Consider the following 16,404-nt stretch of genomic DNA (forward strand, 5'->3'; position numbering starts at 1 on the left):
GATAAACCGGCTTGTCGGTGAGGCTGCTTGTTTGTTGCTTGTGAAGCTTAGCTCAGCCCTCACAGCAGAACCAAATCCGCTGATCAGGTGAAGCATTGGTGATCATCAGGCGCTCCTCGTACAACCTCGTTTCCCAGGCCCTTGGGGCTCCGGGTCGGTGTCCGTGTCGCTCTGACCTGGAATAAGTTACGGGTTGCGTTGATGCAAAGTCAAATCGGCTGGTCAGAGCCACAATTTGCTCAATTCGCACACTCAGGACTTGCGGCCGTTCAGCACTAGGACGACCTTGATGGGGTGTACGTCTGCGATTGGTCGATTACGAGTGGTGTCGTCGACGAGTTCGCGGAACGACTTCCCGGCAATAAAGAAACCGACTGGCGTGTTAGTTGGCTGCCGGGCCGGCTCTTCACCCGGGCGCAGGCAGTGGCCGCCATGGAATTGGTCGAGCTGCTCTATGACAAGAGCGCCGACGACGGGACGCTCCACGCCACCATCGCCGCAACGGCCGAGCAGCTCGGCATCCGCCCCATCGACATCGCCGTCACTCTCTCCGAACGCCACCCCTGAGCGCCCGGCCCGCCTCCGCCTCACGGACTACCCCGTCTCCACCTCGGGGGTGAAAACCGCGGTCATGGGATGGAATTGCTTTGACATCCACCGGAAGCGGGCCGAGATTGGGCTTGTGACAGGGGTAATCGCAGTACCCGTACGGTCCGGAACCGACTGGTTGCGATGGCTGCGAGGGCCGACGGACCAACCGCGCTGGGCTCGGCCCGCGCTACTCACGCTCGCGACGGTGGCGGGAGTGCTCTATGTATGGGGCATCGGGACGCGGGCGCCGCATCTCTACTACTCGGCCGCCGCACGCTCTATGAGCATGAGCTGGCACAACTTCTTCTACGCGGCCTTCGACCCGGACGCGACCATCAGCATCGACAAGCTCCCCGGCTCGATCTGGATTCAGGCGCTGTCCGTGCGGATCTTCGGGCCACACCTCTGGGCCTATCAACTACCGCAGGTCATCGAAGGCGTGCTCACCGTGCTCGTGCTCTACCGCGCGGTGCGGAGACTGTCCGGTCCGCAGGCGGCGATTGTCGCGGCGGCCGTCGCGGCCCTGGCACCCGCGAGCATGGCGCTGAATCGCGGCAATATCTCCGACACGCTGCTGATCCTGCTGCTGGTGCTGGCCGCCGATCAGGCGGCGGCCGCGATCGTGTCGGGGCGCATGCGGAATCTGGCGTACAGCGGGCTCTGGATCGGCCTCGCCTTCCAGGCCAAGATGGCGCAGGCGTGGCTCGTCATCCCGGTCATCGCGGCGGCGGTGCTGATCTCGACACCGAAAACCGAACTGCGGCAGCGGATCACGGGGCTCGTCGGGTTCGGGGCCAGCGCGGCCGTGGTGTCGTTGAGCTGGATGACACTGGTCGGGCTGCTACCCGCCGCGCACCGGCCCTACGTCGACGGCAGTCACCACAATTCGCTCTTCGAGCAGGTCTTCGTCTACAACGGGGCCAGCCGCACCAATGACGGATTCGGGGTCGGGGCCGCGAACTTCGTGACCAGCGGCGGCGGGGCCGGGTACCGCGCGGCCCTGGTGCTCGGGCCGGACAGCCGTTTCGACCATGTCTTCGGCGGCGGTGGTGGGCGCGAGGTCGGCTGGCTGGTCCCGCTCGCGCTGCTGTGCTTGATCGCGCTGGGCTGGGCCGCCCGGCGACGCCCGCGCACCGACCGCGAGGCCGCCGCCCTGCTGCTGTGGGGCGGATGGCTGCTCGTCCACCTCGCGGTCTTCCTGCTCATCGGCACGGTCAATCCGTACTATCTGGCCGTCCTCGTGCCACCGATCGCGGCCCTGATCGGTATGGGGGCCAACGCTTTCCGGCAGTCGACCGACCGGCGAGTGCGCACGCTGGGGGTGCTCGCCGTCGCCGCGACCGCCGCCTACGGCTGGTGGCTGTCCGCGAGTGCGCCCGGCTGGGTGCGCATCGGCCTGGTCGTCGTGACCGTGGCGGTCATCGCCGCCGCGCTCCGTGTGCGTGAATCGCTGGCCACCGCACTGCTGTTGGTGGCGGCGCTGGCCGCACCCACCGCCGCCGCACTGTCCGTGGTGGTCGACGGCTACGGCCCGCTCGACACGCCCTACGAATCGGCGCGGGCTCGGCAGGTCACCCAGGGATTCATGGCGTCCTCGGTCGACGAGGCCCGCAAACTCGACGGCGACCTGGCGAAAATGCACGTGCGCTATCCGCTGATCAGCTACACGACCGCGCTGGCGTCGCCCTTCATTCTGGTCAGCGGTCGACAGGTCCCCAGCATCGGCGGATTCACCGGCGCCGCCCCTGTCCCGACTACCGCCGAGGTGGCCCGCATGATCGACTCCGGCGAGGTCGGCATCGCCCTGATCACCGACGCCGCCGACGATCGCCTGGTCTGGATCCGGCAACACTGCCGCGCGCTCCCCGGACAGGGCGCCGGCAACTCGATCCAGGTCTACAACTGCGCCCGCCACTGAACACGAAACCGGTCGAACGATCGAATCAGGTTGTGCCACGCTACTTTTCACCATGGTGGTTGTAACCGTTCCGAACCGCTCGCAAGATCAATAGTTTCCGTGGAACATGACAACTGAACAGCTTCCGGCCATCGCCTACACCCAGGCGGGCCCGCTCGAACTCCCCGCCGCTACCGGTCGCGCGATCGGCATTCTCGGCACCGGCTCTTACCTGCCGGACCGCGAGGTCGGCAATGCCGAGATCGCCGCCGCGACCGGCGTCACCGAGGACTGGATCCTCGCCAAGACCGGAATCCGCACCCGTCGCTACGCCGCACCCGACCAGGCCACCTCCGATCTGGCCGCGCACGCCGCACGAGCCGCCCTGGCCGACGCGGGAATCCGGCCCGGACAACTCGACTACATCGTGGTCGCCACCTCCACCCCCGACCATCCGCAACCCGCCACCGCCGCACTCGTACAACACTTGCTCGGCGCGGACGGCGCAGCCGCCTTCGACGTGAACGCCGTCTGCACCGGATTCCTGTTCGGAATGCGCGCGGCCACGGGCATGCTGGACCTGGACGGATATGGCCTGGTCATCGGCGCGGACATCTACTCCCGCATCATCGACCCCACCGATCGGCGCACGGCGGTGCTCTTCGGCGACGGCGCGGGGGCGGTCGTACTCGGACCGGTCGAGGAGCCCGCCGGGATTCTCGGCACCGTGCTGCGCACCCACGGCGATCAGCATCGGACCATCCGAGTCCCGGCCGGGGGCAGCCGGATTCCCGCCCGGCTGCTCGAACGCGAGGACAAGGCGCACTACTTCACCATGGCGGGACGCGAGGTCCGGGAGTTCGTGGCCGCGCAACTGCCGCTGTCCATCAAAGAGGTGCTGCGCGGCACCGGCATGGCGGAAACCGCTGTGCGGCACTTCATTCCGCATCAGGCCAACGGGGCCATGCTGCGGGAGCTGGCACCCACGCTCGATCTGCCGCAGGCCCGCCTGCATCTCGTGGTCGAGCGGTACGCCAATACCGGTGCCGCCTCGGTGCCGATCGCGCTGGATGCCGCCCACCGTGGCGGGTCGCTGAGCACCGGGGAACTCGTGTTGCTGTCGGCGTTCGGCGGCGGCATGTCCATCGGCAGCACCCTGCTGCGCTGGAGTCGTTGAGGCTGGCCGAACCGGTCCCGAATCGTGCTGCGGCACTTAGCATGCGTAAGCATGCAAGACATCAACAGGCTGCTCCACAAGATCAGACACGGCCTGGATACGCAGGTCAACGTCGCGCGACTGCGGCGGCACCGCACCCTCACGGAGGCCGCCGCCGGACGCACCGTCCTGATCACCGGGGCCTCCTCCGGCATCGGACGCGCCGCCGCACTGCGGCTCGGCGCGGCCGGCGCCACCGTACTGCTCGTGGCCCGGCGCGCCGACGAACTCGAACAGGTCGCCGCCGAGATCGAGGCGAACGGCGGCAGCGCCACCGCGTACCCGTGCGACCTCAACGACTTCGACGCCCTCGACGCCATGACCGCCAAGGTGCTCGCCGACCACGGCGCCATCGACATCCTCGTCAACAATGCCGGACGCTCCATCCGCCGCCGCCTCGACGAGTCCTACGACCGCTTCCACGACTTCGAGCGCACCATGCGGCTCAACTACTTCGCCGCCGTCCGGCTGATCCTCGCCTTCGCGCCCGGCATGCGCGCGCACGGCAACGGACAGATCATCAACATCCTGTCGCTGGCCAACCTCTACGGCGGCCCCGGCTACGCCGCCTATGTCGCCTCCAAGGCCGCCCTCGACTCGCTGACCAGCAACCTGCAGGCCGAAACCCACACCGAGAACCTGCGATTCACGTCCATCTACCTCCCCCTCGTCCGCACCGACATGATCACCGCCAACCCCGTCTACCAGCAGGCCACCGCCAACGCCCTCACCTCCGAGGAAGGCGGCGAGATCATCTGCGACGCCATCATCGACCGGCCCCGCCGCCTCGCCCCCGTCATGGGCCGCGTCGCCGCCCTCGTCGACAGCCTGCTCCCCGACCGCGCCGACGCCATCCGCAACGCGCGCTTCCGGCAAGGCATGTGAGGGGTAACCGTCAAGCCGGGGCGACCCCGGCACCGGCGGGCTGGGCAAGGGTGGCGCGCACGGTGTCCTCGAGCGGGGTCGGTTCCAGGCCGAAACGGGTGGTCGCGGCCGTGGAGTCGAGGACGAACGGGCGATCGAACTGGTAAGCCAGCTCACGCATTTCGCGGGCGGCGGGGACGAACAGGCCGACCGTCCAGAGCAGGGCGGCGGGCATGCGGGCGACGCGGGCGGGTGACGCACCCGCCAGCGCGGCGGTCAGCTCGGCCAGGGCTCGCACCGACACCGGCGGGACGGTCGGCACGTGCCAGGCTCGGCCCCAGGCGGTGTCGTCGGCGGCGACCGCGACCAGCAGGCGGGCCACGTCATCGGTGGCGGTCCAGCTGTGTGGGGCGTCGAGATCGGCGGGGATCAGGGCCCGCTTGCCTGACCGCAGGGCGGGGAGGGCCACGGCGGTGAAGGCCGAATTCGCGCCCGCGCCCAAGTAATCCGAGCCGCGCACCTCGGCGGTGCGGAGGCGACCGGAGTCGTGGGCGGCCAACTGCTCGGCCCACATGTCGGCGCGCACCCGGCCCTTGCGAGAGTTCGGGCGCAGCGGGTGGTCTTCGGTGACCGGGCCCTCGAATGCGCCGTAGCCGTACAGGTTTCCCACGGTGATCAGCGCCGCGCCGGAACGCTCGGCCGCCGTCAGGATCGATCGATGCAAGGCCGGAAAGTCCTGGGGCCAGCGGTGATAGGCGGGCTGGGCGCACTGGTAGAGGGCGGTGGCGGTGGCGCAGTGGGCGGCCAGCGCGGTGGGATCGCCCGCATCGGCGGCGATGCGCTCGATGGCCGGATCCTCGGGGCCGAAGCCCGTGCGGGTGATGACGCGGACGCGCTCACCGCGGGCGGCGAGCAGGCGGGCGGTGGCCGAGCCCACCGGGCCCGCTCCGATGACGACGTGCAGGGACATGAGGTCCTCGATCCTGTCGGGAAGATGGCGAGAACACTGTTCTCGCATGCTCCACGGTAGAAGTGCACAGCGTTTCCCGTCAAGAACAGTGTTCTCTCATTCGCCTACTGTTCTCTCGACGGTTCCCCCGACCTACACTGCCGCTATGTCCGCCGGATCCCTGCGCGCCCGCGTCCGCACCGAGATGATCGAGGAGATCAAGACGACCGCGCGCAAACGCCTGGCGACTGACGGGGCGAACCTCTCGCTGCGCGGCGTCGCCCGCGATATGGGCATCGTCGCCTCCGCGCTCTATCGCTACTTCCCCAGCCGCGACGACCTGCTCACCGCCCTCATCCTCGACAGCTACCGCTCCCTCGGCGACGCCGCCACCCGCGCCGCGAGTGCCGCACCCACGGAAAACGAACGCGCCCAATGGCTCGCCGTCTGCACCGCGGTCCGCGACTGGGCGCTGGCCAACCCCACCGAATACGGCCTCCTCTACGGCAGCCCCATCCCCGGCTACGACGCCCCCGACGACACCATCGCCCCCGCCGCCACGGTCGTCATGCTGCTGGCTGGAATAGCCACCGCCGCTTGGGAATCCGACCGTCTCGAGCCCCCACCCCTCCCAACCCCACTCCCCGCGCCCGTACGCGCGGACCTACGAGTCCTGATCGACCAGCAATCCCCCGGCACGGCCTTCCCCGAAGAAGTCCTCGACCGCGTATTCCTCGCCTGGGCACAGCTTTTCGGCCTGATCACCTTCGAGATCTTCGGCCGCCTCGACGGCACAATCACCGACCGCCCCATCTACTTCACCCACCAGATGGCCCTCATGGCCGACCTCGTCGGCCTACCCTGAACCCGAACAGCATCGGGCCCGGTCACCGTGAGGTGACCGGGCCCGATCTATTCAATTCCGTTGCCGGAGGCGCGGACTAGAAGTCCATGCCGCCCATGCCACCGGTCGGGTCGCCCGCGGGGGCGGCCTTCTCCGGCTTGTCGGCGACGACGGCCTCGGTGGTCAGGAACAGGGCCGCAATGGAGGCCGCGTTCTGCAGGGCCGAGCGGGTGACCTTGACCGGGTCGGCAATGCCGGCGGCCAGCAGGTCGACGTACTCACCCGAGTCGGCGTTCAGGCCGTGGCCCGCCGGGAGGTTCGACACCTTCTCGGCGACAACGCCCGGCTCCAGGCCGGCGTTGAAGGCGATCTGCTTCAGCGGGGCGGACAGCGCGACGCGAACGATGTTCACGCCGGTAGCCTCGTCACCGGTCAGGGACAGGGCGTCCAGCGCGGGAGCGGCCTGCAGCAGGGCCACGCCACCACCGGCGACGATGCCCTCTTCGACGGCAGCCTTCGCGTTGCGGACGGCGTCCTCGATGCGGTGCTTGCGCTCCTTGAGCTCGACCTCGGTCGCGGCACCGGCCTTGATCACCGCAACACCGCCGGCCAGCTTGGCCAGACGCTCCTGCAGCTTCTCACGGTCGTAGTCCGAGTCCGAGTTCTCGATCTCGGTGCGGATCTGCGCGACACGGCCCTTGATGGCCTCCGGGTCGCCCGCGCCCTCGACGATGGTGGTCTCGTCCTTGGTGATGACGACCTTGCGGGCGGTGCCCAGCAGCTCGACACCGGCGGTCTCCAGCGAGAGGCCGACCTCTTCGCTGATGACCTCGCCACCGGTCAGGATGGCGATGTCGGCCAGCATGGCCTTGCGACGGTCACCGAAGCCCGGGGCCTTGACGGCGATGGACTTGAAGGTGCCACGGATCTTGTTCACGACCAGGGTCGACAGGGCCTCGCCCTCGACGTCCTCGGCGATGATCAGCAGCGGCTTGCCGGCCTGGATGACCTTCTCCAGCAGCGGCAGCAGGTCCTTGACGGTCGAGATCTTCGAACCGACGAGCAGGATGTACGGATCCTCGAGGACCGCTTCCTGACGCTCCGGGTCGGTCACGAAGTAACCGGAGATGTAGCCCTTGTCGAAGCGCATGCCCTCGGTGAGCTCCAGCTGGAGACCGAAGGTGTTGCTCTCCTCGACGGTGATGACGCCTTCCTTGCCGACCTTGTCCATGGCCTCGGCAATGAGCTCACCGATGGACGAGTCGCCAGCGGAGATACCGGCGGTGGCAGCGATCTGCTCCTTGGTCTCCACCTCCTTGGCGGTGGCGAGCAGGGCGGTGGTGACGGCCTCGACGGCCTTCTCGATGCCGCGCTTCAGGCCGAGCGGGTTGGCGCCGGCGGCCACGTTGCGCAGGCCCTCACGGACCAGCGCCTGGGCCAGCACGGTGGCGGTGGTGGTGCCGTCACCCGCGACGTCGTCGGTCTTCTTCGCAACTTCCTTGACGAGCTCCGCGCCGATCTTCTCGTACGGATCCTCGAGCTCGATCTCCTTGGCGATGGAGACACCATCGTTGGTGATGGTGGGGGCACCCCACTTCTTCTCCAGCACCACGTTGCGGCCCTTGGGGCCCAGGGTCACCTTGACAGCGTCGGCGAGGCTGTTCAGGCCACGCTCGAGTCCGCGGCGAGCCTCTTCGTCGTACGCAATTGTCTTGGCCATTGCGTTGAGATCCTCCAGATCAGGGATGGGCATGATCTGGTCAGGTTCGGTGCCCGCGACGGACGACCGGTGTACCGGTCTCACCGTTTCCGACCTAGCACTCACAGGTATTGAGTGCCAAATCCCTTTCTAGCACTCGCCACCAGCGAGTGCAAGGTTGGGGCTTCGCCCCAAACCCCAAGAAAAGGGGATCTCGGGGGCGTTGCCCCCGAACCCCCAAAACGATGAAACCAAGCATGGCCGCGCGAGTCGTCTCGGCGGCCCGGTCTCCCGAGGACTACGAGAAGTGGCTGCGGTCGTCTACGCGGAGCAGGAGGGCTATCAGGGCGTCGGTGCGGCGCTCTTCCGGGGTGCGGGGTTCGCCGTGCTCGACGGTGACGAGTTCGGCGTCCTGCAGGAGGAGTTCGGCTTCGATGCGCATGATGGCCCGGATGAACGGGGGTGCGACCTCGGGTGGGAGGTCTCCGTTCACGATGTAACCGCCGTCCGGCGTGTCCTCGGTGGAGACATAACTCAGCGCGCGCAGCAGATCGGCGCGCTTTTCCCCCGCAACTAGGTCGGAACCCTCGTCGCCCGCCATTCCACAATCGTATCTGGCGCATCACGTACACCATGGGACCCGGTGCGAAGGGAGCGAACGGGAGCCCTACATCACCAGGTCGGCAGCATGGTGCAGCGACACGCCGACTACTGCGGATCGGCCGCGGGGGCGGTGACGCCGGGGATGGGCAGCGAGCCGAGCAGGGTCGCGATATCGACGGAGACCGCGTCCTTGTCGAGGCCCAGGCCGGTCAGCACGCCGGAACCGTTCTCCAGATCGAGCAGGGCGAGCAGCAGATGCTCGGTGCCGATGTAGTTGTGACCCAGCCGCAGCGCCTCCCGGAAGGTGAGTTCGAGGACCTTGCGGGCCTGCGCGTCGAAGGGGACGAGCGCGGGGACGGGGTCGCCGGTGGCGGCGGGGAGGGCGGCTGTCGCGACCCGGCGCAGCGCGTCCTCGGAGATGCCCTTGGCCGTGATCACCTTCACCGCAAGGGATTTCGGTTCGGCCAGCAGGCCGAGCACCAGATGTTCGGGACGGATCTCGATATTGCCGACGCCCTTGGCTTCCTCCTGGGCGGCCATGATGACGTGGCGGGCGCGGGGGGTGAAGCGGGCGAATCCGGCATTGGGGTCGAGGGCGGCGGTCTGACCCGGGTCGGCGGGAGTCTTGGGCACGAAGCGCTTCTGCGCGGCCTGCTTGGTGACGCCCATGCTCCCGCCGATATCGGTCCAGGAGGCCCCGGAGCGGCGGGCCTGGTCGACGAAGTGGCCGATGAGATGGTCGGCCACTTCGCCGATGTGGTTGCCCAGCACCACGGCGTCGGAGAGTTGTTCGAGGACGTCGTCGGGACGCGCCTTCTTGATGCCGTCGATCAGGTCGTCGAGGCGGATAGAGTTCGTCATGCGTCAACTCTAGGTTGACCAGACTAGGTCGGTCAACCATTGGTTGACGATTTTCGCAGGATTGGATCAGAGCTTCGCCGCCCGGCCGACCGCGCTCACGATCTGCTCCTTCACCCATGCCGCCGGGCGACCGGTCAACGCCATGCTGCCGTTCGAATCGTCGGCCTTCATGACCTGGACCAGACCGTCGCGCCGACCCAGGCTCATACAGGTCAGCACGAAACGCGGCATGTAGGGCGCGGCCTGCTTGCCGCGCAGCCCGGCCGCCACGGCCGCGCCGACGTACTTGCCCGCGGGCTGCGCGGCCTGGCACGACATCCGCGCCTCACGATCGTTGTGCCCGATCATCACCGCCGCGTCACCGACCGCGTACACGTCCGCGAGGCCGCGCACCCGCAGCCGGTCGTCGACCAGCACCCGGCCGCGGCCGTCCACCGGCAGCCCCGAATCGGCCGCCACCTCGGGCACGGTGAAACCCGTTGTCCAGAGCACGATGTCGGCGTCGAGGTGGTCGCCGTCGACCAGTTCCAGGCCGGTGGCGGTGACCTCGGCGACCTTGGCCACCCGCACCTGGACGCCGAGCCGATCCAGCACGGTCCGAATGTGCGCCACCGCCTTGGGAATCAGCCAGCTGCCGGGCTCGTCCGAATTCACCAGCACGACTTCGAGATCGGGGTTGGTCTCGGCCAGTTCGGTGGCTGTCTCGATGCCGGTCGCGCCGCCACCCACGACGGCGACGCGGCCCGCGAGCGCCGGAATCCGGTGCACGTCTTCCGAAGTCGCCACGGTGTGCGCGAATTCGGCGGCGCCCGGCACCATCGAGAGGTCGGCGCGGCTACCGAGGGCGTAGATCAGCGTGTCGTAGGCGACGGCGGCGCCGCCGGCCAGTTCCACCCGGCGGGTGGCGGTGTCGATGCGCTCGGCGCGGCCGTTGACGAACTCGATGCCCTTGGCCGCCAGGGTCTTCCGCAGTTCCCAGCGCGCCACGTCCTGCCCGGCGGCGACCTGGTGCAGCCGCACCCGGTCGACGAATTCGGTGTGCAGGTCGATGACGGTGACGTGCGCGCCCTTGGCCTTGCGCGCCTGCTGCGCCGCGGCCAGTCCCGCGTAGCCCGCGCCCAGAACGACGATTCGATGCTGCCCGGTCATGAGAGTGCTCCTTCTGGAGAGTGGCCGTCGGCCCCGCTCGGTAGCCGACACCCTCTAGACCAGACAGCCTCTCGATCCCTGACAGTTCCGTGACATGTCCTGCGTCACAGTCCCGCGGGCTGGGCGGTCACTGCCCTTCGCGCTGGAAATAGACCAGCTTGTCCGGGTTCACGACGAGCTGCAGTGCGGCGATCGACTCCCCGTCGAAGGTGGCGGACACGGTGCCCAGCACGATCTCGCCGTCGCGGACCACGAAGGCCGGTGCGGCATTGACCTCTTCGATCCCGATGGTGACGGTGGCGGCCACGGTCGGAATCTTGACGAACAGCCCCACCAGGTAGCGCGCCACCTTCTCGGCGCCGACGATGGGCCGCTTGGCCGCGTTGACCTTGGTGCCGCCGTCGGCCAGGGCGACGATATCGGCGGTGAACATGGACTCGAGCGCCGCGAGATCACCGGATTGTGCCGCGTTCAGGAACTTTTCGACCAGTTCCCGCGCGTGCGCCGGGGCGGGTTCGAAGCGCGGGCGCTCCTCCTGCACCCGGTGCGCGGCCCGGCGGTACACCTGCTGTGAATTGGCCTCGGTGAGGCCGAGCATGTCGGCGATCTCGCGGTGCGCGTACCCGAAGGCCTCGCGCAGCACGAAGACGGCGCGTTCGGTGGGGCTGAGCCGTTCGGCCAAGGTCAGGAAGGCCATCGATACCAGTTCCCGCTGCTCCGCCGATTCCAGCGGACCGAGTTCGCCGTGGGCGGTCGCTACCGGCTCCGGAAGCCACGGGCCGACATACATTTCCCGGCGGGCGCGGGCCGAATCCAGCCAGCTGCGGCAGAGATTCACCAGGATGGTGGTCAACCAGGCTTCGGGGGAACGGATTTCGGTGCGATTGGAGGCGTCCCAGCGCAGATAGGTCTCCTGCACGGCGTCTTCCGCCTCGGCCGCCGACCCGAACATCCGGTAGGCGAGCGCGAACAACCGCGGCCGATGACGTTCGAATTCGACCAGCCCTGGGGCGTCCATCTGCTTACCCGTCCTCGTTGTGCGCACTAGGAGGGGGACATTACGCCTGCGGCGGCGCATGACGGTGGTGACTATCCACACCCCGCCACCGTGCGCCGCCGTACTGATGGACGGCCAATGGATCCCTAATGGAGATCACCGGCGAAACTACTTGGGAGCCACCCGGATTGCGACGGCGACGGGGGTGTTGGCGTAGGTCGTGGCCAGGCAGGCGAGTTTCGCGGTGCCCAGCGCCACGTTCGGGCTGCCGTCCAGGAACGAGCCGGGGTTGGCGGCCAGGATCTGATCGATGACCTGCTTCTCGGTGTCATCGGTGAGATCGCGGAAGTCACCGCAGGTGGTCGCGGCGCCGGCGGGCGCGCTGGTCTTCTTCGCGACGGTGGCGCTGGTGGGGGCGGCCGCAGGCTCCGTGTACTGGGGGATGGCAGAGGTCGAAGCGGCGGGGGCGGTGGTTCTGGCCGCAGTACTGGTGGCGGCCTGTTTCAAGCCGCTCGTATCACCGGATTTGTCCGAACCACAGCCGACGAGACTCAACGCCATCGCACCTGCGGCGAGGGCGACGATCGAAAGACGCTTCATACCCTGCTTTCCGAACTTTCCCAAGAGTGCCTTGCACCGGACCGGCCGGGCGCTCGCAGCAGCGTACCCGGCCTCGGTGACTCCTGGAAGAAGAAAGTTCGGACCCCTGTTTTCTGGTCCAACGCTCAGTGCAGGTGTGACTGCCAGTCGGCCGGGACGCGTCCGTGCGGGCCCGGCACCGGCTGATCCAGCGGATGCGCGTGCGGCGGCGCGAGTTCCGGCCCGCCCTCGTACATCTCCTTGTTCTCGAAGTTGTAGTACCACTCCTCACCCGGCTCGAAGCTCTGGATGAAGGGGTGCCCGGTGCTCTCGAAATGCTTGGTGCCGTGCTGGTTCGGCGACATGTCGCAACAGCCGACGTGCCCGCACTGCGCGCACCGGCGCAGGTGCACCCACCAACCGCCCGCCGCGTCGCACTCGACGCAGCCGGATCCGCTGGGCGACACCGCGGTATCGATGCCTTCGATCTGCTCGCTCATCAGTTGCCTTCCGTCGTAGCCGGTTCCGCGGGACTGGCCGCTTCGAGCGGCAGCCGGACGATGAAACGTGTGTTCCCGGGCTCGGATTCGACCCGGATATCGCCGTGATGCTTGTTCACCACGATCCGGAACGAGATGTCCAGGCCCAGCCCGGTGCCCTCGCCGACCGGCTTGGTGGTGAAGAACGGTTCGAAGATCCGGGTGCGGATCTCCTCCGGGACGCCCGGTCCAGTATCACCGATTTCCACTGCGGCACAGTCGCCTTCGCGATACGTGCGCACGGTCAGCGTGCCCCGCCCTTCCATGGCGGCGACCGCGTTGTCGATCAGGTTGGTCCACACCTGGTTGAGTTCGGCGGCGTAGCAGGGCACCAGCGGCAGCGCCGGATCGTATTCCTTGACCACCGTGATGTCGTCGCCGATCTTGCGGGCCAGCATGACCAGCGTGGAATCCAGCAGTTCGTGCAGGTCCGACACCTGGAACGGGGCGCGGTCCATCTGCGAGTACTGCTTGGCCGCGTTCACCAGCGAGGAGATGCGGGTGGTCGAATCGGTGATCTCGTTCATCAGCAACTCGGTCTCGACCGTGTAGTTGAGCCAGCGGATCGCGCCCTCGAAAACCTCGGGGCCGCAACCGGACAGGGTGCCTGCCACCTTCTCCAGCCAGTCGGTGTCGAACCCGGCCTGCACGAAGTTGGGTGCGAGATCCCAGCCGTTGGTGATGCCGTGCTCCTCGAGCCAGTCGCCCAGCTCGTCCTCGCGGTCGGCAGCCTCCATGGAGGTGAGGGTGGGGGCCTTGGCGACCTGTGCGGCCGCCTCCTCCTGCAGCTGCACCAGCGATTCGAGGGCCTTGGAGTCGAACTTGCCGTGCGCCATCATCTTCAGCTTGTGCCGCATCCCGGCCACCCGCTCGCGCAGCGAAGAGGTGGCGCGCACCGCGGCGGCGGCCGGATTGTTGAGCTCGTGGGTCAGGCCCGCCGACAGCGAGCCCAGCGCCAGCAGCCGTTCGCGCTGCCCGATGCGTTCGTTGGCGTTGCGGTTGCCGAAGAAGACGCCTTCGAGCAGGTGCAGCGCCATCGGGAACCAGTCCTGCATCATCTTCGCGAAGGTGCCCGCGTCGAGGACGAAGAACTTCGAGGGCCGCGTCACGTAGAAGGACGCGGTGTAGGTCTGTTCGACCTTGTCGCCCATGTACGCCGTCCACGCGCCCGAGTAGGAGCCGACGTGTTCGGTGCGGACGAGTTCGATCTCCTCGCCGCTCGAGTTCTTGGTCAGCACCACCTCGCCGTCCATCAGGACGTAGAAGCAGGTGGCCGGATCGCCCTCACGGAACACGAGTCCGGGCTCGAACATTTCGACGCGGCCGTCGCGGCACAGCCAGGCCAGCTGGTCGGCGTCGAGCTTCTCGAACAGGAACAGCTTGCGCAGTTCGTTCGGGTCGCAGATCAATCGGGTGTTGCCCATGTCGGCCTACTCCTACTGTTTCGCGAGCCAGCGGTGCACCAGCATGACGGCCATCGCGCCCTCGCCGACGGCCGAGGCGACCCGCTTGGCGGATTCGGATCGGACGTCGCCGGCGACGAACACGCCGGGCACGCTGGTCTCGAGATGCTGTGGGGGACGCGGCAGTTCCCACCCGGCGGGACGTTCGCCGTCCACCATCAGGTCCGGTCCGGCCAGCACATAGCCCTTGTCGTCACGTTTGACCATGCCGTCGAGCCAGTCGGTTTCCGGAGCCGCGCCGATGAACAGGAACAACCGCTCGGTGTCCACCTTTTCTTCCACACCGGTCTCGTTGTTGCGGAGCACGATGCGCTCGAGGTGGTCGTCACCGTCGGCGGCCACCACCTCGGTGCGGGTGTGCACCTTGATGTTGGGGATCTGCTCGATCTGCTGGATCAGGTAGTGCGACATGGACGCTTCCAGCGACTCACCGCGCACCAGGATGTGCACGGTCGCGGCCCGCCGGGACAGGAACACCGCGGCCTGACCCGCCGAGTTCGCGCCGCCCACGATGTAGATGTCCTTGCCCGCGCAGTCGCTGGCCTCGGTGATGGCCGAGCCGTAGTAGACGCCGCGCCCGGTGTATTCGTCGACGCCGGGGGCCGGGTGGTGCCGGTAGTTGACGCCGGTGGCGATGAGCACCGAGTGCGCGGCCACCGTGCCGCCGTCGGCGAAGCGCACCACGCGGGCCGCGCCGCATGCCTCCAGCCCCACCACCTCGCGGGCGGTGATCAGCTCGGCACCGAATTTCACGGCCTGCCGCCGGGCGCGGTCGGCGAGCTGTGCGCCGGAGACGCCGTCGGGGAAGCCCAGGTAGTTCTCGATGCGGGAGCTCTGCCCGGCCTGCCCGCCGGTGGCCGTGCGTTCCACCAGCACGGTGCGCAAACCCTCCGACGCGCCGTAAACCGCCGCGCCGAGACCGGCCGGTCCGCCGCCGACCACGATCAGGTCGTAGAAGTCGCTGGAGGCATCGGTATTGAGGCCGACACCCTCGGCCAGCTGCGCGTCGGTGGGCATGATCAGCACTTCACCCGACGAGCTGATGATCACCGGGCACTGGTCCTCGGTGGCATTGGCCGCGGTCAGCAGGCGCGCGCCCTCCGGCTCGTCGAACTGGTACCAGCGATACGGCAACTGGTTGCGCGCCAGGAACTCCCGCACCTCCGAGCAGCGCGCCGACCAGCGGTGACCCACCACCTTGGTCTCGGTGACCGGCTTGTGGTCGTCCCCGCGCCACGCCTCCAGCAGCGCGTCGACCACCGGGTAGAGCTTCTCCTCCGGCGGATCCCACGGCTTGAGCAGGTAGTGGTCCAGGTCCACCACATTGATGGCCTCGATCGCGGCATTGGTGTCCGCGTAGGCGGTCAGCAGCACGCGCCGCGCATAGGGATGCAGGTCCATGGCCTGCTCCAGGAATTCCACCCCGTTCATACCGGGCATCCGGTAGTCGGCGATCAGGACCGCGACCGGCTGTCCCCGCAGTTTCATCTCGCGCAGCGCCTCGAGCGCATCGGCGCCGGACTCCGCGCGCAGAATCCGATAGTCCGCCCCGTACCGGCGGCGCAGGTCTCGCACCACCGCCCGCGAGACGCCGGGATCGTCGTCGACGCTGAGAATGGCCGGCTTCGCGGCAGCTGGAGAAGTCACCTATCGAGTATGGAGCGGCCGGGCAAGTCCGCAGCGGTCGGACCGTGCCATTTTCGCGCCAGGCTGAACCCGCCTGCATCTGTGTTCGAGGTCGGAGCCACCCGGTCTCAAATCCGATGATGCTGAACGAGATCCAGCTCGGTCGGAGTGAGTAATCGTTCCAGTCGTTCTTCGAGGGCCCCATTGGGCTTCTTGCGTCCGGCATGCCTCGGCGTCGTGGTGGACCCCGCGACGGTTCCCTGCTCTTCGGCGGGCAGGAGCGGAACCATCGTGGTTTTACGATGCAGGAGCGAGCGCAGGTTCACGGCCGATCACCTCACGTTTCCCAATCGGAAGCTGGTGGCGGTGTCTGATGCTTCGTCTATCCCACATTGTGCGCCGCGCATTACATTTCGGACATCGACACCCCCGTAATGTGATCTAGTTGATTTTCAGCCGGGGAATGAACCTGCGGGGCGAGCTATACGTGCAGGTAGGGCGGGGTGATCCGGACCACTGCGGGAAGG

At 67.9% G+C, this 16,404-nt stretch carries 16 protein-coding genes; 5 read left to right on the top strand and 11 right to left on the bottom strand.

The genetic code is table 11. From position 1 onward, the window contains the following. Positions 1–294 precede the first annotated feature (294 nt). The 4 genes from ACYVN4_RS12660 (at position 295) to ACYVN4_RS12675 (ending at position 4,589) form a co-directional block, all read left to right on the top strand. Positions 295–567 carry a hypothetical protein gene (locus ACYVN4_RS12660; RefSeq protein WP_460720594.1) on the top strand — a complete coding sequence of 91 codons (273 nt, stop codon included), beginning with the start codon at positions 295–297 and terminating at the stop codon, positions 565–567. 229 nt (positions 568–796) lie between these two features. Further along, complete coding sequence (locus ACYVN4_RS12665; protein ID WP_460720596.1) at positions 797–2,509, top strand: ArnT family glycosyltransferase; 1,713 nt, start codon at positions 797–799, stop codon at positions 2,507–2,509. A gap of 106 nt (positions 2,510–2,615) precedes the next feature. Beyond that, the gene (locus ACYVN4_RS12670) at positions 2,616–3,665 is read left to right on the top strand and encodes a 3-oxoacyl-ACP synthase III family protein (protein ID WP_460720598.1); all 1,050 of its coding nucleotides are present in this window, start codon (positions 2,616–2,618) and stop codon (positions 3,663–3,665) included. A 51-nt stretch (positions 3,666–3,716) separates the two neighbouring features. Further along, complete coding sequence (locus ACYVN4_RS12675) at positions 3,717–4,589, top strand: SDR family NAD(P)-dependent oxidoreductase (protein ID WP_460720600.1); 873 nt, start codon at positions 3,717–3,719, stop codon at positions 4,587–4,589. Between the two features lie 10 nt (positions 4,590–4,599). On the opposite strand, the gene ACYVN4_RS12680 is transcribed toward ACYVN4_RS12675, so the two are convergent. Further along, positions 4,600–5,538: an NAD-dependent epimerase/dehydratase family protein gene (locus ACYVN4_RS12680; RefSeq protein ID WP_460720602.1), complete on the bottom strand. Its 939-nt coding sequence runs from the start codon at positions 5,536–5,538 to the stop codon at positions 4,600–4,602. A gap of 145 nt (positions 5,539–5,683) precedes the next feature. Here ACYVN4_RS12680 and ACYVN4_RS12685 point away from each other — a divergent pair, with 145 nt between their 5' ends. Further along, positions 5,684–6,382 (top strand): TetR/AcrR family transcriptional regulator, encoded by a 699-nt coding sequence (locus ACYVN4_RS12685; RefSeq protein WP_460720604.1) that lies wholly within the window; start codon positions 5,684–5,686, stop codon positions 6,380–6,382. Between the two features lie 76 nt (positions 6,383–6,458). Here ACYVN4_RS12685 and groL read toward each other — a convergent pair whose 3' ends face one another. From groL to ACYVN4_RS12735, 10 genes are all read right to left on the bottom strand, one after another. Beyond that, positions 6,459–8,081: a chaperonin GroEL gene (gene groL, locus ACYVN4_RS12690; RefSeq protein WP_460720606.1), complete on the bottom strand. Its 1,623-nt coding sequence runs from the start codon at positions 8,079–8,081 to the stop codon at positions 6,459–6,461. 277 nt (positions 8,082–8,358) lie between these two features. Beyond that, positions 8,359–8,661, bottom strand: coding sequence for a hypothetical protein (locus tag ACYVN4_RS12695; RefSeq protein WP_071343351.1), 303 nt, complete (start codon positions 8,659–8,661; stop codon positions 8,359–8,361). 107 nt (positions 8,662–8,768) lie between these two features. After that, entirely contained in the window at positions 8,769–9,524 is a 756-nt protein-coding gene (locus tag ACYVN4_RS12700) for a Clp protease N-terminal domain-containing protein (RefSeq protein ID WP_460720608.1), read from the bottom strand. Positions 9,525–9,590: 66 nt separating this feature from the next. Beyond that, positions 9,591–10,673: an NAD(P)/FAD-dependent oxidoreductase gene (locus tag ACYVN4_RS12705; protein ID WP_460720610.1), complete on the bottom strand. Its 1,083-nt coding sequence runs from the start codon at positions 10,671–10,673 to the stop codon at positions 9,591–9,593. Between the two features lie 127 nt (positions 10,674–10,800). Beyond that, positions 10,801–11,691: an RNA polymerase sigma-70 factor gene (locus ACYVN4_RS12710; protein WP_460720612.1), complete on the bottom strand. Its 891-nt coding sequence runs from the start codon at positions 11,689–11,691 to the stop codon at positions 10,801–10,803. 147 nt (positions 11,692–11,838) lie between these two features. After that, on the bottom strand, positions 11,839–12,270 hold the full coding sequence (locus tag ACYVN4_RS12715; protein ID WP_460720614.1) for a hypothetical protein: 432 nt from the start codon (positions 12,268–12,270) through the stop codon (positions 11,839–11,841). A gap of 125 nt (positions 12,271–12,395) precedes the next feature. After that, positions 12,396–12,749: a UBP-type zinc finger domain-containing protein gene (locus ACYVN4_RS12720; RefSeq protein WP_460720616.1), complete on the bottom strand. Its 354-nt coding sequence runs from the start codon at positions 12,747–12,749 to the stop codon at positions 12,396–12,398. Next, positions 12,749–14,212, bottom strand: a complete 1,464-nt coding sequence (locus tag ACYVN4_RS12725) for an ATP-binding protein (protein ID WP_460720618.1) — start codon at positions 14,210–14,212, stop codon at positions 12,749–12,751. Before ACYVN4_RS12725 ends, ACYVN4_RS12720 begins: the two co-directional genes overlap by 1 nt. A 12-nt stretch (positions 14,213–14,224) precedes the next feature. Next, entirely contained in the window at positions 14,225–15,898 is a 1,674-nt protein-coding gene (locus tag ACYVN4_RS12730; RefSeq protein WP_460720620.1) for an NAD(P)/FAD-dependent oxidoreductase, read from the bottom strand. Positions 15,899–16,005: 107 nt separating this feature from the next. Beyond that, a complete protein-coding gene (locus tag ACYVN4_RS12735) occupies positions 16,006–16,203 on the bottom strand; it encodes a hypothetical protein (protein ID WP_379358377.1) in 198 nt (65 codons plus the stop codon). Positions 16,204–16,404 lie beyond the last annotated feature (201 nt).

Source organism: Nocardia heshunensis, assembly GCF_054782115.1.

What these genes read in the sequence shown, in the direction of transcription:
- ACYVN4_RS12670 (WP_460720598.1), top strand. Translation starts at nt 2,616, where the DNA reads ATGACAACTGAACAGCTTCCGGCCATCGCCTACACCCAGGCGGGCCCG.
- ACYVN4_RS12675 (WP_460720600.1), top strand. Translation starts at nt 3,717, where the DNA reads ATGCAAGACATCAACAGGCTGCTCCACAAGATCAGACACGGCCTGGAT.
- ACYVN4_RS12680 (WP_460720602.1), bottom strand. Translation starts at nt 5,538, where the DNA reads ATGTCCCTGCACGTCGTCATCGGAGCGGGCCCGGTGGGCTCGGCCACC.
- ACYVN4_RS12685 (WP_460720604.1), top strand. Translation starts at nt 5,684, where the DNA reads ATGTCCGCCGGATCCCTGCGCGCCCGCGTCCGCACCGAGATGATCGAG.
- groL (WP_460720606.1), bottom strand. Translation starts at nt 8,081, where the DNA reads ATGGCCAAGACAATTGCGTACGACGAAGAGGCTCGCCGCGGACTCGAG.
- ACYVN4_RS12695 (WP_071343351.1), bottom strand. Translation starts at nt 8,661, where the DNA reads ATGGCGGGCGACGAGGGTTCCGACCTAGTTGCGGGGGAAAAGCGCGCC.
- ACYVN4_RS12700 (WP_460720608.1), bottom strand. Translation starts at nt 9,524, where the DNA reads ATGACGAACTCTATCCGCCTCGACGACCTGATCGACGGCATCAAGAAG.
- ACYVN4_RS12705 (WP_460720610.1), bottom strand. Translation starts at nt 10,673, where the DNA reads ATGACCGGGCAGCATCGAATCGTCGTTCTGGGCGCGGGCTACGCGGGA.
- ACYVN4_RS12710 (WP_460720612.1), bottom strand. Translation starts at nt 11,691, where the DNA reads ATGGACGCCCCAGGGCTGGTCGAATTCGAACGTCATCGGCCGCGGTTG.
- ACYVN4_RS12715 (WP_460720614.1), bottom strand. Translation starts at nt 12,270, where the DNA reads ATGAAGCGTCTTTCGATCGTCGCCCTCGCCGCAGGTGCGATGGCGTTG.
- ACYVN4_RS12720 (WP_460720616.1), bottom strand. Translation starts at nt 12,749, where the DNA reads ATGAGCGAGCAGATCGAAGGCATCGATACCGCGGTGTCGCCCAGCGGA.
- ACYVN4_RS12725 (WP_460720618.1), bottom strand. Translation starts at nt 14,212, where the DNA reads ATGGGCAACACCCGATTGATCTGCGACCCGAACGAACTGCGCAAGCTG.